This window comes from Aestuariibaculum marinum, assembly GCF_014596975.1.
Taxonomy (GTDB): Bacteria; Bacteroidota; Bacteroidia; order Flavobacteriales; family Flavobacteriaceae; genus Aestuariibaculum; species Aestuariibaculum marinum.
This window is the reverse complement of sequence record NZ_JACVXD010000001.1, coordinates 640,107-664,309: the sequence shown is the minus strand read 5'-3', so window position 1 is coordinate 664,309 and position 24,203 is coordinate 640,107. Positions and strand designations below refer to the sequence as shown.

The window sequence follows — 24,203 nt, the reverse complement described above, 5'->3', positions numbered from 1 at the left end:
GTAGTTTTGGGGACTACTTAAGGGGCAAATTTAACTAATTTTAACGTACTTTTTTTTTTTTTTATAGGTTCATTTTATTAACAATTTATTGTAACTACTTGTTCGTTAAGATACAATAATCATTCTTAATTTGAAAGAAAAAACAACTTATTAATCGGGTTTTAACCGGTTTTTGTTTGTTAAATTATTGATATTCTGTTGTTTGATAGAGGTTGTTGGAGTTGATTGGTTTTAAAATAAATAAAGGTTACCTGCAGGTAACCTTTATTTTAGTTAAACTATGATATTAAACTTCCTTTGAGACCAGATCATTTTGGTTTCTAAATACAAGCTTGTCATCAAAGGCATCAAGAAGTATGATGCTATCTGTAGTGACTGTTCCGGCGAGTATTTCTTTACTTAATGCGTTTAATACTTCTTTTTGAATAACGCGTTTTACTGGTCTAGCACCGTATTCAGGATTGTATCCTTTTTCGGCTAAATAGGTTATAGCTTCTTCAGTGGCATCAAAAGTGATGCCTTGTTTGTTAATCATTTTAGTGATGTTTTTAAGTTGTAAACCAACAATATCTCTAATGTTTTCTTTTGATAAAGGAGTGAACATAATAGTATCGTCGATACGATTTAAAAACTCTGGTCGCACACTTTGCTTTAATAAAGCCAGTACATCAATCTTAGCGGATTCAATAGCGGAATTCAAATCTTTGGTAGCTTCAAAGCGTTCCTGTATAATCTGACTACCTATATTGGAAGTCATGATAATGATGGTGTTTTTAAAGTCTGCCACACGTCCTTTATTGTCCGTTAAATGACCTTCGTCTAATACTTGTAATAAAATATTGAAGGTGTCTGGGTGTGCTTTTTCAATTTCATCTAATAACACCACCGAATACGGTTTACGTCTTACAGCTTCGGTTAACTGACCACCTTCATCGTAACCTACGTATCCCGGAGGAGCACCAACTAAACGACTCACGGCATGGCGTTCTTGATATTCACTCATGTCGATACGGGTCATGGCGTTTTCATCATCAAACAGGTATTCAGCCAAAGCTTTTGCTAGCTCAGTTTTACCAACTCCTGTCGTTCCTAGGAACAAGAATGTACCGATTGGCTTTTGTGGGTTTTGTAAACCTGCCCGACTTCTTCGCACAGCATCACTAACAGCTTCAATAGCTTCTTCCTGTCCAACGACACGCTTGTGTAATTCATCTTCAAGCTTCAATAGCTTTTCGCGCTCACTTTGAAGCATTTTTGTAACAGGGATGCCGGTCCATTTTGCAACCACTTCAGCAATATCATCATAAGTAACTTCTTCTTTTATTAGAGAGTTTTCAGATTGCTCTTGTAATTGTTTTTGGTAGCTTTCAAGTTGTTCCTGAGCTTCTTTTATTTTACCATAGCGTAACTCGGCTACTTTTCCATAGTCGCCATCACGTTCGGCGCGTTCAGCTTCAAGCTTATAGTTTTCAATATCTTGTTTTGTGTTTTGAATATTATCTACTACTTCTTTCTCACTTTTCCATTTGGCATTAATCTCGTTACGATGTTCTTTAATGTTTGCTAAATCTGCTTTTAACGCTTTTAGCTTAGTTTCATCTTTTTCACGCTTAATGGCTTCAATCTCAATTTCCAACTGCATGATCTTTCTATCTAAAACATCAAGTTCTTCAGGTTTCGAGTTGATTTCCATACGTAATTTCGAAGCAGCCTCATCCATTAAGTCAATTGCCTTATCTGGTAAGAAACGGTTGGTAATATAGCGTTGCGATAACTCTACAGCACCAATAATGGCTTCGTCTTTAATGCGCACTTTATGGTGTGTTTCGTATTTTTCTTTAATACCTCGTAAAATAGATATAGCACTTTCGGTATCTGGTTCATCGACCATGACTTTTTGGAAACGACGCTCTAAGGCTTTGTCCTTTTCAAAGTATTTTTGATATTCATCTAAAGTTGTTGCTCCAATAGCGCGCAGTTCGCCACGTGCTAAAGCTGGTTTCAAGATGTTTGCGGCATCCATGGCGCCTTGTCCACCGCCAGCACCAACGAGGGTGTGAATCTCATCGATAAATAATACGATATCCCCTTCGCTTGTTGTTACTTCTTTAACAACTGCTTTTAAACGTTCTTCAAATTCGCCTTTGTATTTGGCACCTGCAATTAATGCGCCCATATCCAAAGCAAAAATTTGCTTGTCTTTTAAGTTTTCAGGAATATCGCCATCAACTATTCTGTGTGCTAAACCTTCGGCAATAGCAGTTTTACCAGTACCGGGTTCACCAACGAGTATAGGGTTGTTTTTAGTACGACGTGATAGAATCTGCAATATTCTTCGAATTTCTTCATCACGACCAATAACAGGATCTAATTTCCCGTCCTTTACTAATTGGTTTAGGTTTTTAGCATATTTGTTTAAAGCATTATAAGTTTCTTCTTGACTTTGAGACGTTACATTTTCGCCTTTACGTAATTCTTGGATGCTAGCAGTTAATGATTTTTCTGTTACGCCCTGGTCTTTTAGCATCTGCGCTATTTTGCTATTCGACTTAAAAATGGCGATGATTAAATGTTCGATTGAAACATATTCATCTTTCATTTTTTTAGCAATAATAGAAGCTTCATTAAGTGTTTTTCCTGCTTCTCGGGAAAGCATGAGCTCACTACCGGTAACTTTAGAAAAGCTTTCAATCTGCTTGTCTAACGCTTGTTCTAAAATACCAATATTGACATTTAATTTTTTTAAAATGAATGGGAGTACATTTTCATCAACTTCAAGAATACCTTTAAAAAGGTGTTCGTTTTCAATTTGTTGATGACCGAAGCCTTGCGCTATTTGTTGCGCTTGCTGTATGGCTTCTTGTGATTTAATGGTATAATTATTTAAGTTCATAAGTGTTCTTTTATTAGTGTTTCGCCGAAGCGATTCGTTTAATTTTAGTTTCTTTACACGATCAATAAGTCAATAACCTTACCATCACAATAAGCGAGACAAAATGTCTTGTTTGTTTGGTTTTTAAATGACGATTAGTCAGTTGTAAGGAATTACAAGAGTTACGACTTATGCTTAAGAATAGAATATATTTATGGGAATATTTAATAAATTTTTAAAACATTCAACGGATAAGAAAGAGGAGAAAACCTTACAGTGGATTGACTTAGAGGGTATAGAGCAACTTCAAGGTATTGCGGAAAAATCTTCAGAAAAACCTCAGATCATTTTTAAACACTCTACGCGTTGTGGAATTAGTCGTATGGTAAAAAATCAGTTTGAGACTGATTATCAGATTTCAGAAGATCAAGCCGATTTGTATTATCTGGATTTGCTAAACTACAGAGAGATATCAAATGAAATCGCTCAAAAATTTGGTGTTTATCATGAATCTCCACAGTTGTTAGTTATAAAAAATGGAGTAGTTTCAGTGCATGATAGCCACGGAGGTATAAATGATTTAGAATTAGAGAAATACCTTTAAACACCGGGTTGTTGACCTGAATTTACTATTTTTTTATTTTTCGTTTTTCAATTTTTAAGTATATTTAAAAGAAGGGAACTTGCTGTTTTTAGTGAATTCTTGACTATTTGAAGGCTATTTTTGAAAAAGAAAATTATTGATGAAACAATTGAAATCTAAGTATTTATTTGTCTATGGTACGTTATTGCAGGATTGTAATAACGAAATGTCTCAGTTTTTAGAACAGCATGCAGAATTTGTTGGAAAAGGCTTTTTTTGTGGAAGGCTGTATGATGTTAATGAATTTCCTGGTGCTGTTTCTAGCAGCGATATGTCGAAAAAAGTATATGGTAGTATTTATAAAATTACCAATCAGGAATTGGTGTTTAAAGTTCTGGATGAATACGAAGGCATAGCAGCAGAACAAACCGATTTAGATCTATTTAAACGTATTATTGTTGAAGCTTACATGGAGGCTGGACATACAGTAAAAACATGGGTTTATGAATATAATTTACCAACACTTAACTTAAGGTTAATTCCGTCAGGAAGGTATTTAGAATCTTAAAGTGTAGGAAAACAATAGAAGAAACACACTATTAGTTGTTTTCGAGTAAAATTTCATTTCTTTGCAGCGCTTTTAAATCCCGATATGACTCATTTTTGCGATTCTCGATTTCATCCTTTACAACATAGTGAAAAGGTAGCGTTACCTGAAAAGTTTACCTTTCCGTTTTACTATGAGCCTCATGAGCTATGTGTAGAAGCAGCAAAAGATTTGCAAGCGTATTTGGAATCTCAAACAGATTTTGTTCACAATTTCGGACTTGATCAAACCATGGAAGGTTTGGTTATAGGAAAGATGTTTGGTGTGATGGTGGTAAAAAATGATGAGGGGAGGATAGGATATCTTGCTGCATTTTCAGGAAAATTATCAGATAATAATTATCTCGAAGGTTTTGTGCCGCCTATTTATAATACGTTGAATATTGATGGTTTTTATAAAAAAGGTGAAGCAGAATTAAATGTATTAAATCGACAAATTGAAAATTTAGAATCTGCGACCGAACTTCAAAAAGCAAAAGATGCTTTAAAAAAATCAAAAGCTCTTGCGGAAACTGAAATCAAAGCATTTAAAGCTTTGATGAAAGCTGAAAAAAAGAAACGCAATAAAAAGCGCGATGAGGCTAAACCGGTTTTAAGCGATGAAGCATTTCAGGAACTTTTTAATGAGCTGAAGGAGCAGAGTATAGGTTATCAATTACGATTAAAGTATTTGAAATACGAGTGGGAGCAAAAAATTAAGCAAGCCGAAATTGAATTAAATAACTATTTGCAGCCTATAGCGGATTTAAAAGATAAACGTGCTAAGCAATCGTCAGGATTACAAAAACGTATTCATCAGCAATATCAATTTTTAAATGCAGAAGGAGAAGTTAAAGACCTTTTAGACATTTTTAAAGACACCAAATCACCAATTCCTCCGGCTGGCTCCGGGGAGTGTGCTGCGCCAAAGTTATTTCAATATGCTTATGAAAATGGATTTAAGCCAATCGCTATGGCCGAATTCTGGTGGGGGGCTTCGCCAAAGTCTGAAGTGCGCAAGCACAAGCAGTTTTATCCGTCTTGCCGAAGTAAGTGCGAGCCTATTTTAGGACATATGATGCAAGGACTTCAGGTAGATGCAAATCCCATTGAGCAAGCTATAAGTTATGAGGCTGATTTAGAAATCGTTTACGAAGATGAGTATTTGTTATTAGTAAATAAACCTCATGAGTTTTTATCGGTACCTGGGAAAACCTATAGTCAATCTGTATTAACAAAAATGAGAGCTTACTTGCCTAAAGCAAAAGGCCCTTTGTTGGTTCATCGCTTAGATATGTCTACCTCTGGATTGTTACTGGTGGCAAAAAATGAACGTATTCATAAGCATTTGCAAAAACAGTTTATAGAACGTTCGGTTAAAAAGCGTTATGTCGCATTGTTAGATGGTGAACTTAAAGCAAAAACAGGGCAGGTAGATTTACCATTGCGGGTCGATTTAGATAACCGTCCCCAACAATTGGTGTGTTATGAACATGGTAAACCTGCTGTAACCAATTTCGAGGTTCAGGCTATAGAAAATGGTAAAACCAGAATCCATTTTTATCCGGTTACAGGACGTACGCATCAGCTACGTGTGCATGCAGCGCATAGTAAAGGATTGCAAATCCCTATAATTGGCGATGATTTATATGGTGTAAAAGCAAACCGACTGCATTTACATGCTGAGCAACTGACTTTTGTTCATCCAATAACAAAGGAAGTGTTGACGATTGTTTGCGAAGCACCCTTTTAATTTTAATCGATAGGAATTCGAGAACCGTTAAGGGACAACCATTTGTCAAAGTTTTGCATTTCAGGATTGAGTTCTAATGAGAAGGCTTCGTTGCGAACTTTGTTGAAGTCTTCGTTAAAATCTCTTTTAAACTGAAACATGTTTCCTAAATCATCGGCTCCAGGAAAACCAAAGCTTCGATAGGTGTCAGCACTTACATTGTTGTAAATTACATTAATATTTAAGGCTTTAGAAAGTTTGTCTGCCATGTCTATTCCGCTTAACTTTTCACCTACCACACCAACGGTTTTATTAAGTAAAGATTGGCCTTTTTTGAAAATGCCATATGCACATTTTCCAATATCTTCGGCTGCCATACCTGCTAAGGATTTATCGTTCATAGGAAATGCGATGTAATAATTACCATCTTCTCCTTTTTGTGGTCCCATGCCGAAATAGATGAAGTTATCCCAATAGAATGATGTTCTTAAAAAGGTTACCGGCAAGCCTGCTTCAGTAAAAAGTTTATCAGCCGCACCTTTGCCATCAAAGTGAGGTACTTTGTATTTTCCTTGTAGCGTAGGCATGCGGTCATCATCTAATGGCACCCAGTTTCTTGTGTCTTCTAAGGTAGACCAAATAATGTGCTTTAAATTACTGGCTTTTGCGGCATTAATAAAATTTTCAACTTCTTGATATTCTTTTTCAGCAGAAAAATGTTCCCAGAAAAACGTAACGAAATAAGCACCATAAGCACCATCAATAGCTTTTTTTATGCTTTCTGGATCATCAATGTCGGCTTCAATAATTTCGGCGCCTAAATTTGCTAAGGCTTTTGCTTTTTCTGAATTGGCATTTCTGGTTACAGCTCGTACTGTGAATTCAGAACTAGGATCTGCGAGTATAGCTCTTACGAGCCCGCCTCCCTGAGCTCCTGTGGCTCCAAATACAGTTATAATCTTTTTGGTTTCCATGATTTACTTATTTAATAATTAAAATTTAAGAAAGTAGATGAATGGAAAATGGTTCTTTAGGGCAAGTACTCTAAAGATAAGAAAAATGAGCGTAACAAAATTAGTTTTGAGAAAGGAAGCTTATAAACTTGCTAAATCTTTAGAATGATCGGTGTGGTTCTCGTTGTAAACCTGTTTTATAATTTCTTTAAGTTCAGGAATAACGTTGGAAGCAATTCTGGAATGACTGTTTAGAAGTACACAAATTCCTAAGTCGTCTTCTGGGAACAGAGCAATTTCATTTCTAAAATCATTCACGCTACCACCATGATGAAGAATGGTTTTTTCTTCTTGTGAGTCCTCTTCAGCATATTTGTGAATGCGCCATCCAAATCCATAATACGATTTTAAATGACCAGGCCACCTTTGGTAGTATTTACTATGTCCACCGATTTCTATAAATGGTTTAAAGGCATCAAACAAAGCCGATTTATCCATGATTTCAGGATTATGTCCCAAAAGGAAACGCATCCATTTAGCCATATCTAACGCACTGGCATTAATGCCACCTGCAGCAATGGCGTTATAATACTTGTTAGTAAGTTTTATAGGTTTCCAACCGTGCGTTCTCTTAATATGAGGGGAAGCTACATTTTTGGCATGCGTTAAGGTTTCGTGGTCCATACAGGTAGAATGCATATCTAACGGCTTGAAAAAACGATTAATTAATGCTGAAGATAAATCTTGTCCGGTTTCTTTGCGAATAACTTCTCCACATAGTGCAAACATCGCATTTTGGTAACTGTACATAGAACCCGGTGTGCTAACCGGGGCAACCTCTTTAAAGCGTTCGGCAATATCTGCTAAAGGTAATCCTGCTTCAACTAGATTAGTGAAACTATGATATGGTGTTCCTGAAGTATGCGATAGGAGGTTCGCTAATGTAATTTTATCGGTATTGGTTTGATCTCCCAATTGAAACCCAGGAATAAAATCACTTACCTTGTCTTCCCAGTTAAGTAAACCTTCATTTTCAAAACTTGCTGCTAATATTCCTGCGAAGCCTTTAGAAATAGATCCTAAACGAAATATGGTTTCATTGTTTACGTGATCTTTTAGTTTAGCATTACGTTTACCAAAGCCTTCAGAAACGACAATAGAATCACCTTTTACAATACTTACTCCTGCACCTATAATATATCCTTTATTAATGGCGTTTTCGAAATAGGTTTCCACAGCCGCTTTTAAGTCAGCTTGCTGGTCTTTATAACGTTTTAAAACCTGAGGGTCTATGGTTGGTTTTTTAGGTAATTCTGGTGTAGCAACTACCTTTTCTTCAGGTGTTGAAGAGTATTTAAAAACACTAATAGTTAAGGCTGAAATAGCCAGAATAATAAACACAGACTTGACTAAGACTTTTGATCTTTGCATCGGGTTAAGTTATGGGTTACTAACTGTTGGTTTTCGCAAATATAGGATAAAATGTATTGATAATCCGACTAAAAGCACAAAATTATTGAATTTTTAACTATTTAAGGTGTTGGTTTTTAGTTTGTTGAATCTTTGTTTTTTGAAGTTTTACACTTGAAAACGTGAATTGTATTAGACTGTCCCTAATAAAAAAACGCCCAACTTAGTCGGGCGTTTTTTTATTTATCTAATAGAATAGGAATTTATAATCTGTTTGAGCTGTGCTTTGAGGTCTTCACCGGTATCGTAAATCATTTGCGATTCACTAGGGAAGGGCACACGCTGATTATTTAAATATTGCAATAAATCCGTTTCTAAGGCACGACGATCGCCTCTTGATGTTGCGAAAATATGCTGAAACACAAATTCACTCGTAATAGGGAATGCGTCTTCTAATTGTTTGGTGTTTAGATTTACATATTCTACATTTCCTGTAACCTGAACAGATTTAAATTGTGTCGATTCGTAGTACTCGCAACGCACTGTCTTTAAATTGTCAATTTTTATAACGTTACCCAGACTGTCTTTTACTTGATAGCCATTGTCGTCTAATAAATCTTTTTTACCGTCAATAATTTGTTTTTCCTTTATAATTTGACGCTCTTTAATTTGTTCAGGCGAAATATTAATGCCTCTTAAATTTACCCGCATGTTGTAGTCGTAATTTACTTCATTAACCGGAGTATTGTGGTACACCGTCCATAAATTGTTTAATCCGTAGGTACTGAAATTAAGTAAATCGTCTTCTAAACGTTGCGGAATTACTTTTTCAGTATCATTAACCATATCCACTAAAACAAAATCGGTTCCTTTGCTATGGGCTACATCCATAAGCTGACGGACATCTTTAAAATTAGGATTGATTGTTTCAATTTCTTTGAAGTCATTATAAGCCTGACGAAAATCTAATTTATTTTTTGAATCTAACAGGCTTAATGCTGTTTGATAGATTTGTTGTGAAGCATCATTTTTAAATGAAATGATATGGCTCGAGTAGTCGTTAAAATCAAATTTTACTTCTCTACCATTCACATAAAGTGGTAAAACAGGTTTTATACGTTCCTGACGATTATCTAAATTCACATAAGTATCGTAAATACGAATATAGTTTTCAGGGTTGTTATCCTGTTTTAAAAAATCGACAGACCCTAAATCGCGTTCAGTGGCTTTATTGTAGGCTTCATGCAGCATTACAATATATTCGGCTTTTCCTTTTTTATCTTTATTGGTACGTAATTTGTTTAACGCATCATAAATCGCCTGATCATAATTACCGGTACTTAAAGATTTTTCTATTTGCTTGCTGCTACTGCAAGCGCAAAGTATAAATAAAGATAGAATTGAGAGTAGTTGTTTTTTCATACTTTAAAATTTGAGTTTTGATTAGGGGTAAACAATAGTAATGCCATTTTATAATAAATAACCCTCAAATGTAATATTTGAGGGCTAATGTTATAGAGTATAAATAAATTTATTTCTTTTTAAATACAGGTAGTAATTTAGTAGAAACTTCGCCAAACCCGATGCGGGTGCCGTCTTTTTCGCAATGGCCACGCATAATAACAGTGTCATTATCATTAATGAATTTACGCTCGGTGCCGTCTTTTAATTTTATGGGTTTTTCACCTTTCCAGGTTAATTCCAGCATCGACCCGTAAGATTCTGGGGTAGGTCCTGAAATAGTGCCGCTACCCATTAAATCACCGGAATTTACAGGACATCCATTAATAGTATGGTGTGCCAGTTGTTGTGCAACATTCCAGTACATGTATTTAAAGTTAGACTTCGATACAATGTTTTCTTTAGCACCTTCAGGCTGAATAGACACTTCTAGGTGAATATCAAAACTTTTCTTTTTACCAGAATATTTAAGGTAGTCTAACTGTGGTTTTACAGGTTTTGGACTCTCAACACGATAAGGCTCTAAAGCATCTAAGGTTACAATCCACGGTGAAATAGATGTTGCAAAGTTTTTTGCTAAGAACGGTCCCAGAGGTACATATTCCCATTTTTGAATATCACGTGCGCTCCAGTCATTTAATAAGACTAATCCAAAAATATATTCTTCTGCTTCATCAACCGGAATAGGTTCTCCTAAATCGTTAGCATCGGTGGTAATAAACGCCATTTCTAATTCGAAATCAACCAGTTTACTTGGTCCGAAAACCGGTTCGGTAGCCCCTTCTGGTAAGGTTTGTCCTTGAGGTCTATGCACCGGGATACCGGATGGAATAACCGAAGAACTTCTTCCGTGGTAACCCACCGGAATATGTAGCCAGTTTGGCAATAAGGCATTATCTGGATCTCTAAACATGGTGCCAACATTTGTAGCGTGTTCCATGCTAGAGTAAAAATCGGTATAATCGCCAACTTCAACAGGCAGTTGCATTTCAATTTCATCTAAACGAAATAGAACAATTTCTTTATGGCTTTTATTGTTTTTTAATGTGGTGTTTTTGCTGTCGAAAACTTCAGCAATACGGTCTCTAACTGCACGCCATGTTTTTCTTCCATCAGCAATAAAATCATTTAACGAATCCTGAAGAAAAATATCGTCGGTTAAAGGAATACCATCAAAATATCCTAATTGATGTAAAGCCCCTAAATCTATAGCGGTATCACCAATACGGGTTCCGATAGTAATAATGTCATCACGCGTTAAAAAAACACCAAATGGAATGTTCTGAATTGGGAAATCTGAATTTTTATCGACGTGTAACCACGATGTTCTATCTGGATTGTTAGCTGCTAATCGCATAACTTTTACTTTTATTTAATAGTTGATAATATTCAAACCTACATAAAATTTTCATTTTTCGGGAAAAAAATAAATAAAAATTGGGTTTAAATACAGGGTTAATAAAAAGGTAAAAAACTTATTAGTAAATATATGTTTTTTGATGCTTTTAACTAATCTATTTGTTATTTTTGCACAATATTTAACTAGAATTTAATTTTATATGCAACGCGACGAACAAATTTTTGAATTAATTCAAGCTGAAAAAGAGCGCCAATTACATGGTTTAGAGCTTATTGCGTCTGAAAACTTTGTAAGCAATCAAGTTATGGAGGCTGCCGGATCAGTACTAACAAATAAATACGCTGAAGGATATCCAGGAAAACGTTATTACGGTGGATGTGAAGTAGTTGATGAAGTAGAGCAAATAGCTATTGATAGAGCGAAAGCTTTGTTTGGAGCCGAGTATGTAAACGTACAGCCGCATTCAGGAAGTCAGGCAAATACAGCTGTTTACCACGCGTGTTTAACACCTGGTGATAAAATTTTAGGATTCGATTTATCGCACGGAGGTCACTTAACTCACGGATCGCCAGTAAACTTTTCAGGTAAATTATATAACCCTGTATTTTACGGTGTAGAAGAAGAGACAGGTGTATTAAATTACGATAAAATTCAAGAGATAGCGACTAAAGAGCAACCAAAATTAATCATTGCTGGAGCATCTGCTTACTCTCGTGATATTGATTTCGAACGTTTCAGAGTGATTGCTGATAGCGTTGGCGCTATTTTAATGGCTGATATCTCTCACCCTGCAGGTATGATTGCTAAAGGTATTTTAAATGATCCAATGCCGCACTGTCACATTGTAACAACAACAACTCACAAAACGTTAAGAGGTCCAAGAGGAGGTCTTATTATGATGGGTAAAGATTTCGAGAATCCATTCGGAATCAAATTAAAAGATGGTAGTTTACGTAAAATGTCTTCTTTATTAGATTCTGCAGTATTCCCAGGAAACCAGGGAGGACCATTAGAACACATCATCGCAGCTAAAGCAATTGCTTTTGGAGAAGCGTTAACTGATGAGTTTTTACACTACCAATTGCAAGTAAAAACTAATGCTGCAGCTTTAGCTAAAGCGTTAGTAGCAAAAGGATATAACATTATTTCAGGAGGTACAGACAACCATTGTATGTTAATCGATTTACGTAACAAAGATATTTCTGGTAAAGATGCTGAGCAGGCTTTAGTAAAGGCAGATATCACGGTTAACAAAAACATGGTGCCGTTCGATACACGTTCTCCTTTTGTAACTTCAGGTATCCGTATTGGAGCTGCAGCCGTTACAACCAGAGGTTTAAAAGAAGCTGAAATGGAGCAAATCGTTGAGTTAATTGATGAAGTAATCATGAATTACCAAGACGAAGCTGTTTTAGAAGCAGTAGGAGAAAAAGTAAATGCGTTAATGGCGGACAGACCGTTATTCGTAGCGTAATTACATGCTGTTATATTGAACGTGTTTCAATATCTATTCGTATCCATAATATTTATAAAGAATCCCGCTTAACTAGCGGGATTTTTTATGTTTAGGTGTTACCTTTCGACTTTGCTCAAGGTTGGGCTTTATTCGTGCTTGGTCTATTTAAAATTAGGGAACTCATGAATATAAATATTTTAGTAGTCGCTCTTTTCAAGGAGACCCAACAATACTTCAATCCCTAACGCAAAAGATTCAGGAATCTTAAATTCAACATAAAATTTAGATAAACTAAATCAATATTGGTAGTTTTGAGTAACGACTATAAAATAAATCATAGCATGAGCATATTCGATCTAGAACATAACGTTGAAAATTATTTTGTAAAGAATAATCCAAAATACTTAAAGATGGTTTTAGGGGCTGACGATGTAATGCCCTTGTGGATTGCTGATATGGATTTTAAAGTAGCTCCACCAATCACCGAAGCTTTACAGGATATTGTAGCACGAGGAGTATATGCCTATGAAGATATTAGTCCGCAGGTTAAACAAGCAATAGCCGATTGGAATTTAGAGCGCCATGATTTGCAAATGAAACCTGCAAATTTTATACAAGTTAATGGGGTGCTCACAGCTATAGCGGTTATATTAAGAGCGTTGACCGAAGAAGGCGATGGTATTATGGTTCAAACGCCAGTCTATCATCAATTTTTTCAGGTAATTAAAACTGCAAATCGAACCATAATAGATAGTCCGTTAAAAATTGAAAATGGTCATTACGCCTTTGATTTTGACGATATGGAGCGTCAGTTAAAATCTGGAAATACAAAGGTTATTTTACTCTGTAATCCCCATAACCCTGTTGGGCGTGTCTGGAATCGTGAGGAGTTACAAAAACTAATACATTTAGCGAATCAATATAATGTTATCATAGTTAGTGACGAGGTGCATTCCGAAATAGTTTTTTCAAATTCTAAATTCCACAGCATTTTATCTTTTGAGGAGACCGAAAAACATATTGCTGTTTTAGGATCTCCAGCAAAAACCTTTGGTATGCAAAGTATTGCCAATGGCTATATTTATACCAATAATACAACCCAGTTTAAGCAGATTAATAGTTTAGCAACATCAATGTATTTGCATCAGGGAGGGGCTTTATCGGCGTATGCCATTTTAGCGGCGTATACCAAAGGTCATACTTGGGTAAATGATTTAGTTGTTTACTTAGAGCAAACGGTAAATTGGATTGAAGAGTTTTTAAATACGGAATTGCCTCAGGTAAAAATGATTCGACCGGAAGGCACGTATCAAATCTGGTTAGATTTTTCAGCATTGGACATCTCCGAAACAGAATTAAAAGATTTAGTATTCAATAAAGCAAAAGTAGGTTTGGCTCTTGGTTCAACATTTGGATCCGATTACCAGTTATTTATGCGAATGAATATAGCATCTCCATTTGTAAAAATTCAACGCGCCTTTCGTCAATTAAAAGCAGCGATGGATGGATAAGTTAACTTAATTCTGCATTTCTTGTAATTTGTACAAATCGTAAAGTTTTTGGTTAAAGGGGTAATCCCAACAGCCCATACGGTGGTATAAATCGCCACCAAAACCTTTTTTGTAAATATGGACACCGTGGAGTGGGTGACTTCTATTTAAATTTGGTGCCGAACCAAACATATCGTATTCCGTGCAACCCCAGGCTTTTGATATCTTCATGGATTCCCATTGTAATGCATAGCTGGCGGTTAAGTTATTTTTGTCTGTTGAAGAAGCGCCATAAAGATAAGTTCCTCGTTTTTTTGATAAAACCAGAAACATGGATGATAAAAAATCACCTTCTTTTTCAGCCATTAACATTTTTACAGTAACCCCTTTTTTATTGTTATCCTGATTTTTAAAAATAGTAGAGAAAAATTCTTCATTTTGAGCAGGTATGCCGTGTCTATTAGCTGTTTCTAGGTACAATTTATACCAGTCTGCCATATGTTCTATACCATATTCACGAACCTGAATTCCTTTTTTATGCGCTTTTCTAACGTTGTATCTTGTATTATAACGCATATTGTACAATAAGTCTTCTTCATCTAAAGTTAGATCTAGAAAGAAGGTATTTTTGGGCAGGTTATCGCCAACACTTTTATGTAGATTCCAGTTTGCAGTACTGAAATTTACTCTGAATTCCTGTGTTTGGTTTGGCGGCGGACCAATCCAGTTGCCATTGTCATCAAAATATTCTTTTTCGGTGGACCATTGGTTTTCCCAAATCAGATCGTAGCGAATAAAAATACAGTTAGGAGGGAGGTGGGGTTTTATAGATTCTGAAAGTTGTTCTAAAAACAAGCCTTGGTTTTCAAAATTAGGCTCTAATTTCGGTCCGTAAGGTACGTAAGCAAAACATTGATTTTGATTAACGTACTTTATTAAAATTAATAAATCTTCACCTTTTTTTTCAATAGAACTGGCATCGCTAACCAGTAAATCTTTTGAAATGGTAAGTTCAAAGCCTTTGGGGGTAAACCCCTGATTTTCTTTTACACGTCCCCAGAAAGGCGTTTGTGGTAATATGTTTGTCGCATCAAATTCTTGAATTTCCTTTTCTCGTAGCTCACAAATCATTTTTTTGGCGGCAAAACTACAGAATCATATAGATAATATGAAATGATCTAAGACTTTATATTTCTTCCTCTGGAAAGGTAATATACTGATATGCGCCTAAATCGGGTGCAGCGGTTCGGTTTACGTTTAATAAATCGGTTGGAACTTGCGTTGCAAAACTAGCTAGGCCTTGATTGATTGCAGCCGATTCCTCGCCAATTATTAGTATGTTTTCTGCGGGTTTAAAGAAATCCGGGGTTTGGTTAAAAATATTACCTTGGTAATGTGTGGTGTCTTCAAAATCATAATTAGGCCCAGAAAAGAAATTGGTATTATCCTGGAAACGAATCAAACAATTGGTAAACTTAAAATTAAAACTTACGGTTTCCTCTTCAACTTCATCTAACAATAGCTCGGGGTTATCATTTCCATAAATGATGCAGTTGTTAAAGTTAGCTTCGGTTAAATCTGTGACAATGGTATTTTCATCTGCGTCAATAATAAAATTATTTAATAGCAGGGCAGGGAACTGTCTGGCGTTACTCCAGTAATTGGCAATGGTGCAATGGGTGAAATTATAGCGCCCACCAAAGGTGCCTGCAAAAGCAGATTGTCCAGCATTATTTATAACAACATTATCTCCAGAAATAGAGGTGTTTCGTCCCAAAATACCAAAACCAGTGTTATTATAGACTTGTGAATTGGTGATTTTTAAAACATCTTCGGAAGCTTCAGCGCCACCATCGCATAAAATTCCAATAGAGCCATTTTTAATGGTCGCGTAGTTGATAATGTTGTTCGTACTACCTTCAAACAGCCAAATGCTTCCCCATTGCCCCGGAATGTCTGCGAAGTCCGGTTCTAAGCGGTCACCTTCAAAAATGACTTCGTTTTCCAGTACATCTTGATTGGCACTAAATGCGCCATTGACATGAAGTGACGCACCTTCAGAAATCAGCAGCCCTGAGCTTTCGTGAAAATGAATACGCGCTCCGGCATCTATGGTTAGAGTGTAGCCATTAGGTACGGCTGCATAACCATAAATAACATAGGGTTTTTCGTTTGTGAAATGGAGTTCGTTTGGTTGAAGGGTGCGCCCTTGTATATCGGTTTCGTATTCCTCTCCACCAATATTTAAGTTTAAAGTTTCAATAACTTTAGTGTCATAATCGCGATTCGGATAAATAAACACGGCGTCCTGAACTAAAGTAACCAGCTCTACATTTTGTTGGTTGCTACCAGCATCGAATTGAATTTGATCGGTGTACAAAAAGGTACCGTCGTTAGCAAAATCGTTAATATTGATAGTTGATTCTACAAAAATATAAATACTGTCTTTGGCCTGAATTTGTACATTACTAAACACTTTTCCTGCCATACCGTCTATATTCAAGCGGTAGTTTGAACTGTTACCTTTGCCTAATTGCACCGATGGAATATTGATATCGGTATTACTGCGATTGTATACTTTTAATGTGTAAGTACTGGAGCCAATATTGGTAAATGTGGTATCTAAATACACGGTATCTTTTGAGAATTCCAGATGTCCGGTATTTGGAGAAAATTCAAAATCTTTACGGCAAGAACTCCAAAGCATTAAAAATGAAAAAGTAAGTAAAAAGTATATATAGTGTTTCATTAAAGGCATTTATTTCGTAGGCTAAAAATATAACTTTTGAAGTTATGATTTAGTGTATTGTTTTAAAAATTAAAAACCTGATGCATTGCATCAGGTTTTATTATGTGTTTTATGTTTTTTAGCAATTACAATAAATTGCGAAGCATTTTTACAGCGCTTTCAGCGGTAATATCACGCTGTGGAGAACCAAACATTTCATAGCCTACCATGAATTTTTTAACCGTTGCGCTTCGTAATAGCGGAGGATAGAAACTCATATGCCAGTGCCAGTGACTGTTATCTTCACCATTTGTTGGTGCCTGATGTATACCACTTGAATACGGGAATGAGGTGTTGAATAGTTTATCGTAAGCCTTGGTAATTACCGAAATAGCTTCAGCAAAAAGCAATGTCTCTTCGTCTTTCATTTCGGAAATATTCGTCTGGTGTTTTTTTGGCACAATCATAGTTTCAAACGGCCATACTGCCCAAAACGGAATTAACACCACAAAAGCGTCATTCTCAAAAATAATGCGTTCTTGTTTCTCTAATTCCTGAGCCAGATACGTTCCTAGAATACTTTTTTTATGCTCGTTATAATAGTTGCGTTGTTGTGTGTCTTTCTTTTCAACTTCGTTTGGCAACGTAGTTTGGCTCCAGATTTGTCCGTGTGGGTGCGGATTACTACACCCCATAACAGCACCTTTGTTTTCAAAAATCTGAACGTAGTTAATTAAATCGTTATCGCCAAGTTCCTGATATTGTTTTTGCCATTCTAAAACCACTTGCTCAATTTCGTTAGGCGCCATATCGGCTAAACTTTTAGAGTGGTCGGGGCTAAAGCAAATCACTTTACATATACCTTGTTCACTTTGTGCTTTCAATAAACCATCATCAACTGAGAAAGTTTTAGAATCGGTTTGCAGTGCAGCAAAATCGTTAGTAAACACAAATACATTTTCGTATTTCGGGTTTACTTCGCCGTTAATTCGAGTATTACTTGCGCAAAGGTAGCAGCTTTCATCGTAGGAGGGTCTAACTTCGTTTGAAACCGCTTCGTTTTGTCCTTGCCAAGGGCGTTTTGCTCGGTGCGGTGAAACTAAAACCCATTCGCCAGTAAGTATATTGAATCGTTTATGTGAGTAATCTTGTAAATCGGTATTCATTGTTTTTGCTTTAGACAGTTACTAATCCGGTGCCATCGGCCAGTTCTACAGAGTAAATAGAACAGTCTTTACCAAATTTGTTTTTATAAAGTTCTGATATTTTTGTTTTAAAATCGTTAACAGCAGATTTCGCTATTAAGTTAATGGTACAACCACCAAAACCGCCGCCCATCATTCGGGCGCCCAGAATATGGTCGTTTTCTTTAGTCTGGTCGACTAGATAATCTAGCTCTTCACAACTTACTTTGTACTGGTGTTGTAAGCCATGGTGTGAGCCGTAAATGAGTTCGCCTAAAGTTTTCAAATCGCCATCGCTCATCGCTTTTGATGCTAATTCGGCACGTTTGTTTTCCTGAATAACGAATAAAGCTTTCTGATAGTTTTCTTCGGTAACTTTATCTTTTACAGTTTCTAAATCATTTTCCGTAGCATCTCTTAAGGCTTTTATATTTAGCATTTCAGAAATGGATTCACAAACCGAACGACGGTCGTTATAAGCGCTATCGGACAGGCTGTGTTTTACGTTGGTGTTGATTAACATTAATTCGTAACCTTCAAAATCGATATGAAAAGGTTGGGCTTCAATCGATCTGCAATCTAACAATAAGGCGTGGTTTTTAATGCCGAACATACTCGCATATTGGTCCATAATGCCGCAGTTAACACCTACATAGTTATGTTCTGCCTTTTGCGAAATGAAAATCATGTCTTCTCTTGTTAATCCTAAATTGAACAATTCATTCAATCCGAAAACCACAGAGTTTTCAAGTGCGGCAGAAGATGACATGCCTGAACCCGCCGGAATATTTCCACTAAACACTACATTGAAATTCCCAACGCTAAGTCCTTTTTTCTGAATTTCAGCAATAACACCTAAAACATAATTTCCCCAGCTTTCTTTAGCTAAAGGTTGAATGTTATCGACTGAAAATTCTAAAGTATCATCAACATCAATAGCGTAAGCTAACGAGGTATCGGAATCATTTTTTTGAAAGGCCGCAACGATTCCTTTGTTTACGGCAGCCGGAAATACAAAACCATCGTTGTAATCGGTATGCTCTCCAATGATATTGATACGCCCCGGAGAAAATACCACGAGCGGTTGTGTGTTAAATTTATCTACAAAGGTTTCTTTTACCTTGTTCACTAATGCTTTATTCATAATTAACTATTGTAGTTTAATATTCCAGTTTAGTTGGTAGGTTTCGTTTGGTTTTAAGGTTTGTAAGCCCATGTTATTGTTAAAACTGTTAGAAACACCTGTGGTTGGTTCAATGGCCACGTGTGTCTTTTTTGGTGGCGTATAGATTTGTAAAAAGCTTTCTTTCGAAGAACTACTCATTACAAAGCTATATTCTGGGGTATTGAATGTAATATCGTTATGGTTTAACAGGAAGCAATCGTCAAGATATTTATCTTTAATTTCAAAATGATTGGTACCTGAAACGTCTGTTGTTCCTGTGGTAATGCAACGGTCATTTAAAACTAATTGTTTGTCACTACTAAAACTTAATGTGCTATCGAAAAGGTTCGCTGATTCAAAATACGGATGCCATCCTAAGGTAAAAGGAAACGTTTTGTTATCGGTATTTTTTATTGTCACATTTAAGTCTAGTGAAGTTTCAGTTAAAATATATTCTAACTGAATGGCAAAGGTGTATGGGAAACCTTTAGATTCGTTTTTCTCTACGTATTCCAATGTTACTGAAGCTTGATTATCATCAGTAAATTGGTCAACCACTTTAAAAGTTTTATTGAATACTAAACCGTGCAGCGCATTATTGTTGCCTATTTCGTTTATTGGGAATTCGAAATTTTTGTCTTCAAAAGTATAGCTCCCGTTATCTATTCTGTTTGCAAAAGGAAATAAAATAGATGATGCGTAAGTATCGGAATAGGGCAGAGGGTCTAATGAGGTTATTAATGGTTTTCCATTTAGGGTTAATTCTTGTAAGCTGCCACCAAGACTTGTATAGATTTTTGCGGAGGTTAGAATTGAAGCATTCTCAATTTCAATATATTCTAAACCCTTAGAATTATCCGTTTTAAGATTTATGTTGTACAATTTTGATTAATTATCAGATTAAGAGTTACAAATATACTAACTAAAAATGTATTTTTATATAGAATTAAACGTATTTATTACGTTTAATTTTAATTTGATTTTTTAAACTATTCAGTACTTATTGAAAACTAGCAAAAAAAAGCCCGTAAATGAGTTTTACGGGCTTTTAGATTATAATAGAATTACTGTTTTATTGCTTTTGAAACATCTTGCTAAATACCAAGAATAATACACCACACATTAACCAGGTTGGTAAGGTTACAAACGATAAAAAGACATCGAATTGAATGGAGATAAAGTAGAATAGTCCGAAACTTATGGCCCATGCAAACAGTACCGATTTATTAAACTTAATTCCTGCATGCTCGGCATAGTTTTTAATGATGCCGTATTTTTTAGCAAAGAAATGTTCGAATACAATAACTGCTCCAATAGGTGCCAAAATGAATCCGTAGAACGCAACGAAATCTAATAATTTCATAGCGAATGCAGGGAATAACCCCGCCAACGTTGCTACAGTACCTGCAATAATAGTTACCCAGAATGTTGAAACTTTAGGGATAATAGCCTGAAACGCTAAACCAGCTCTGTAAATAGTTGGGTTAGCTGTCGTCCATCCCGCTAAAATCACAGCAATAATACCGAAAACTCCAATAGCATTATAAGCTAAAGGACCTGGAGCTACCGATGGGGCTTGTCCGGTACTTAATAAGGCTTGTGCTTCTGGAGATTGTAAATACACTGCATATAATAAACAAGCTGCAATCCACGCCATATAGTGGCCTACATACATACCAGCCGCAGTTGTCCATCCTGAACTTGCCTTTTTAGCAAAACGGAATACTGATAAATCAGACATACCAATATGCATTGCTGCATTTGCAAACCAAGACCAGATAACCACATGCCAGAATGTGTATTTTATCTGTCCTGGGAATGGGTCTGAACCTTCTCCCCAGATGTCCCAGAATTCTGAAAAGCTACCAACACCTAACTGATTTAAAGCCACAATACCACAAGCCACAAAAGCCAAGACAATAATAGGAGACATATAGTTTGCTGCTTTCGAAACCGTGTCGTAACCACGCGCTGCAATAATAGAAATCACAGCTCCAATGGCTAATACAATTACAATCCATGTTACGCCATTAGGCATGGTATCGGTTAGTTTAGGCATAGGCATATCAAAAGGGATACCTACAGCAGTAGCAGAAACGGTTATCATGGAACCTGCCAGAAAACAGAACAAAATACCGTTAGCTAAATTGTAAATGGTAACCAGATTTTTACCGCTGATTTTTTCTAATTGAAAGTATAAAGTCAAACGGTTTTTAACCGCAACTTCGGCGGTAAGAAAACGCCAGCTTAAAACAGCTAACAGGTTTCCTAAAAGTAAGCCTATAATTAGATCGAAAGCACTAACTCCGGCCGTTAAAAATAAAGGCCCGATCACGAATTCGGTACCTGCGGCATGCTCACCGGCATACATACCTAAAAAGCTTTTCCAGCCTTTTAATTTAGATTGCGGGACAGGCGTTCTTTCAAACTCACCTCCAGCAATGTCCTCTATCATATCTTCTTCTTGATGATATTGTGTCATATATAATCTAGTTTAGTATTAGTTTTATGTTAAAAATTTCTGTCTTAATTCTTCTACCTGATCGTCGTTAATAGGCACCATATTACCTAATGAATTTCCTAAAACAATAGATTTTGCACTAAATTCTGCTACTTCAAGGTAGTCGAAGGTTTGTAATAATTTATCACCAGTAACAATAACAGAATCGTTTTCAATAATTAAAGCCGTTGTACAGTCGTCAATAATTTGCGAATTGTTATTAGCTTTAAAATGTGTTCCATATTCTACCATTGGAATATCTTGTAAAAAGATCCAGCTTTCTGGAATGGTACGCACGTTTAAATACGATTTTGTTACCGAGAACGCCATTAAGTATGGCGATTGCGTCATGATGATTGAATTGACCTTCGGATTACGTTTGTAAATCTCCTGATGAATCCAGGTGGCTCTACTTGGGTTTTTACCAGCTTCTCTTTGTCCGTCTTTAATTTGAACGATATCTTCAATAGCCATGTCCCAACGATTTACGTGAGTAGGGGTAATTAAGAAATCATCACCTTTCCAGCGCATAGAAACGGTTCCGTAAGAGCTTATCATTAAGCCTTGTTCACAGGAACGCTTCACGATGTTACAAATCTCCAAACGTTTTTCAACTTCATCCGATGGATACTCGGTTGTAGCCATTTCAGGAAGTGTCGATTGGGTTTGTGATTCAAACTGTTCTATTTGATTGTCGGTTAAATAATTAGGTGTTCCTATTTGAGAACCATAAAGAATAGTGCGTGCACAAAGCTCTAAAGCTTCAAATCGCTCGAAAGCATCATTTAAATCACTACCACCTAAAACGGTTCCATGGTTTTCCATGATAACCGCTTTAAAGCCTTTTTTAAATTCTTCAGCAATAACATCTCCTAACTTATGACTTCCAGGCAATTCGTAAGGCGCATAACCAATAGGTCCGCAAACATGCTTAGCCTGAGAAATAATATTGGTATTTGGTATCTGACGAACAATACTGAAAGACACCAATGCTGGCGGATGTGCGTGTATTACTGATTTAATATCCGGCCTAATATCATATATGGCTTTATGAAAAGGAAACTCCGACGATGGTTTGTGTTTACCAACCACGGTACCATCCTTCCTGACGCAAATAATATCGGATGACTTCAACGATCCTTTATCGATTGCTGAAGGTGTTACCCAAATATCACCGTTGTCATCGATGATAGAAATATTACCACCCGAGGTGGTCGTCATGCCCCTTTTGTAGATTCTACTAATAATTTTAGTAATCTGATCTCTGGGGTGCTCCAAATTTAATTTTGAGGCCATATAGATTTAATTTAATGTTAGGCAAATATTAAAACATAACAAGCTATAAGTTTAGGTTAACTGATGATAAACGGTACGTGTTTTTTTAACGAGTAGTTCTTTTTCAGGAATTTAGAATTCAGTTTGCTATCTGAAATTGAAATAGCAGCCCCTAAAGCCGATCCTAATGATGAATCGGTGGTTCTTAATTTCATATTTCTGAAGTTATGCGATAACAGTTTTATGAATAAATCGTTGTCGCTAAAACCACCGTCTACATATAAACGTTTGATATGCTCTTCGCCAATAACATCTTTTATGCTCTTTATTTGAAGTTCTACTAATTCCATCATCAGTTGATGGTATGCTTCTTCAAATTCGCTGTATGGAAGTTTTGTTTCGGCAGGCATATGCTTTGAAGACAGACTTTCCCATTTAAACATATGCTCAAAGTCATTTGCGATTTCAGTGTAGATCTCGTAATTGAATTTAATATGACGATGGGTGTCTTCAGGAACGTTGTAATGCTTATGGAGTTTACTCACTTGAATTTTATATTCGTTACCTAAAAATAAACGCGTTGCTTTTACAGGTTTTCCGTTAATACGCATGTAATTGATAGAATCTTTATCATGTGTATCTTCAATAATTGGATGGTCTGCAAACGGATTTAAGGTAATGCTCCAAGTACCTGTAGACACTAAAACAAATTTCTTTTTAATGCTTCGTACGTAAGGTAAAAGAGCTGATGAACTATCGTGAATACCAACGCCAATTTTAATACGTCGGCCATTATAGTTCATATTAATGCTTGTTTCGGTAGAAACAATTGTTGGAAGAATATGATGTAATTCTTCTTTATATACCCACTCGTGGTAATCTTTTTTTGTGTAATCCCATAATGCGGTATGACAACCAATACTGGTGTATTCGCTTAATGGAATTCCGGTAAACACATAGCTAAGGTATTGTGGTAAATGTAACGAGTATTTAATTTTTTTGAAAATTTCAGGTTTACTGTACTTTAACCAGTACAATTGTAAACCTGAATTTAATAAGCTTAAATCGAAACACCCGGTAGTTTTTAAAAACTCCTCTTTAGGGCCGTATTTGTCCAAAAATGAATTAACAATCTCTTGGTTTAAAGGTTTTGTGTAGTTGTAAAGCGGCGTTAGTACCTCGCCGTTTTCATCGATATGTACAAAACTTGCTCCATAAGTCGAAAAGTTAATCGCTTTAACATTAAACTCCTGAGCATCAAGAATGTTTTGAAACACACTTTTTAGCCATGTTTGAAGCGCTTCTAAATTTTCGGTAGGATGACCATCTTCATCTTCAATTTCCTCGAAACTTGTATACTCTTTATAAACTTCTTTGTAGTCTTTATCGAATAGGAAGAATTTTTTATTGGTTTTTCCTATATCAAATACAGCAGTTACATCTATCATT

The 24,203-nt window shown here is 36.0% G+C and carries 18 protein-coding genes; 5 read left to right on the top strand and 13 right to left on the bottom strand.

The annotated features are described in order from the left end of the window. Positions 1–286: 286 nt before the first annotated feature. Positions 287–2,893 (bottom strand): ATP-dependent chaperone ClpB, encoded by a 2,607-nt coding sequence (gene clpB, locus ICJ85_RS02950; RefSeq protein ID WP_188222270.1) that lies wholly within the window; start codon positions 2,891–2,893, stop codon positions 287–289. A gap of 193 nt (positions 2,894–3,086) precedes the next feature. Here clpB and ytxJ point away from each other — a divergent pair, with 193 nt between their 5' ends. The 3 genes from ytxJ (at position 3,087) to ICJ85_RS02935 (ending at position 5,793) form a co-directional block, all read left to right on the top strand. Then, positions 3,087–3,476 carry a bacillithiol system redox-active protein YtxJ gene (ytxJ, locus tag ICJ85_RS02945; RefSeq protein ID WP_188222269.1) on the top strand — a complete coding sequence of 130 codons (390 nt, stop codon included), beginning with the start codon at positions 3,087–3,089 and terminating at the stop codon, positions 3,474–3,476. Positions 3,477–3,615: 139 nt separating this feature from the next. Then, the gene (locus tag ICJ85_RS02940) at positions 3,616–4,023 is read left to right on the top strand and encodes a gamma-glutamylcyclotransferase family protein (RefSeq protein WP_188222268.1); all 408 of its coding nucleotides are present in this window, start codon (positions 3,616–3,618) and stop codon (positions 4,021–4,023) included. 84 nt (positions 4,024–4,107) lie between these two features. Further along, entirely contained in the window at positions 4,108–5,793 is a 1,686-nt protein-coding gene (locus ICJ85_RS02935; RefSeq protein ID WP_188222267.1) for an RluA family pseudouridine synthase, read from the top strand. A 2-nt stretch (positions 5,794–5,795) separates the two neighbouring features. On the opposite strand, the gene ICJ85_RS02930 is transcribed toward ICJ85_RS02935, so the two are convergent. From ICJ85_RS02930 to fahA, 4 genes are all read right to left on the bottom strand, one after another. Then, complete coding sequence (locus ICJ85_RS02930; RefSeq protein WP_188222266.1) at positions 5,796–6,746, bottom strand: NmrA/HSCARG family protein; 951 nt, start codon at positions 6,744–6,746, stop codon at positions 5,796–5,798. 120 nt (positions 6,747–6,866) lie between these two features. Beyond that, positions 6,867–8,156, bottom strand: a complete 1,290-nt coding sequence (locus tag ICJ85_RS02925; RefSeq protein WP_188222265.1) for a serine hydrolase domain-containing protein — start codon at positions 8,154–8,156, stop codon at positions 6,867–6,869. A 222-nt stretch (positions 8,157–8,378) separates the two neighbouring features. Next, on the bottom strand, positions 8,379–9,557 hold the full coding sequence (locus tag ICJ85_RS02920) for a hypothetical protein (protein WP_188222264.1): 1,179 nt from the start codon (positions 9,555–9,557) through the stop codon (positions 8,379–8,381). Between the two features lie 109 nt (positions 9,558–9,666). Continuing rightward, positions 9,667–10,953 carry a fumarylacetoacetase gene (gene fahA, locus ICJ85_RS02915; RefSeq protein ID WP_188222263.1) on the bottom strand — a complete coding sequence of 429 codons (1,287 nt, stop codon included), beginning with the start codon at positions 10,951–10,953 and terminating at the stop codon, positions 9,667–9,669. A gap of 202 nt (positions 10,954–11,155) precedes the next feature. Between fahA and glyA the strand changes: the two genes are divergently transcribed. Further along, positions 11,156–12,430, top strand: coding sequence for a serine hydroxymethyltransferase (glyA, locus tag ICJ85_RS02910; RefSeq protein WP_188222262.1), 1,275 nt, complete (start codon positions 11,156–11,158; stop codon positions 12,428–12,430). A gap of 323 nt (positions 12,431–12,753) precedes the next feature. Next, positions 12,754–13,923 carry a MalY/PatB family protein gene (locus ICJ85_RS02905; protein WP_194420793.1) on the top strand — a complete coding sequence of 390 codons (1,170 nt, stop codon included), beginning with the start codon at positions 12,754–12,756 and terminating at the stop codon, positions 13,921–13,923. A gap of 6 nt (positions 13,924–13,929) precedes the next feature. On the opposite strand, the gene ICJ85_RS02900 is transcribed toward ICJ85_RS02905, so the two are convergent. The 8 genes from ICJ85_RS02900 to ICJ85_RS02865 all read right to left on the bottom strand — a co-directional run bounded on the left by ICJ85_RS02900 (position 13,930) and on the right by ICJ85_RS02865 (position 24,202). Beyond that, positions 13,930–15,033 (bottom strand): lipid II:glycine glycyltransferase FemX, encoded by a 1,104-nt coding sequence (locus tag ICJ85_RS02900; RefSeq protein WP_188222261.1) that lies wholly within the window; start codon positions 15,031–15,033, stop codon positions 13,930–13,932. 55 nt (positions 15,034–15,088) lie between these two features. Continuing rightward, complete coding sequence (locus ICJ85_RS02895) at positions 15,089–16,651, bottom strand: hypothetical protein (protein WP_188222260.1); 1,563 nt, start codon at positions 16,649–16,651, stop codon at positions 15,089–15,091. 125 nt (positions 16,652–16,776) lie between these two features. Further along, entirely contained in the window at positions 16,777–17,796 is a 1,020-nt protein-coding gene (locus ICJ85_RS02890) for a UDP-glucose--hexose-1-phosphate uridylyltransferase (protein WP_188222259.1), read from the bottom strand. A 10-nt stretch (positions 17,797–17,806) separates the two neighbouring features. Further along, positions 17,807–18,958, bottom strand: a complete 1,152-nt coding sequence (galK, locus tag ICJ85_RS02885) for a galactokinase (protein WP_188222258.1) — start codon at positions 18,956–18,958, stop codon at positions 17,807–17,809. Between the two features lie 6 nt (positions 18,959–18,964). Beyond that, positions 18,965–19,861, bottom strand: coding sequence for an aldose 1-epimerase (locus tag ICJ85_RS02880; protein WP_188222257.1), 897 nt, complete (start codon positions 19,859–19,861; stop codon positions 18,965–18,967). A gap of 190 nt (positions 19,862–20,051) precedes the next feature. Beyond that, positions 20,052–21,461 carry a purine-cytosine permease family protein gene (locus ICJ85_RS02875; protein ID WP_188222256.1) on the bottom strand — a complete coding sequence of 470 codons (1,410 nt, stop codon included), beginning with the start codon at positions 21,459–21,461 and terminating at the stop codon, positions 20,052–20,054. A 24-nt stretch (positions 21,462–21,485) separates the two neighbouring features. Then, positions 21,486–22,775, bottom strand: coding sequence for a class II aldolase/adducin family protein (locus ICJ85_RS02870; protein WP_188222255.1), 1,290 nt, complete (start codon positions 22,773–22,775; stop codon positions 21,486–21,488). 56 nt (positions 22,776–22,831) lie between these two features. Beyond that, a complete protein-coding gene (locus tag ICJ85_RS02865; RefSeq protein ID WP_188222254.1) occupies positions 22,832–24,202 on the bottom strand; it encodes an FGGY-family carbohydrate kinase in 1,371 nt (456 codons plus the stop codon). Between the last annotated feature and the right edge of the window lies 1 nt (position 24,203).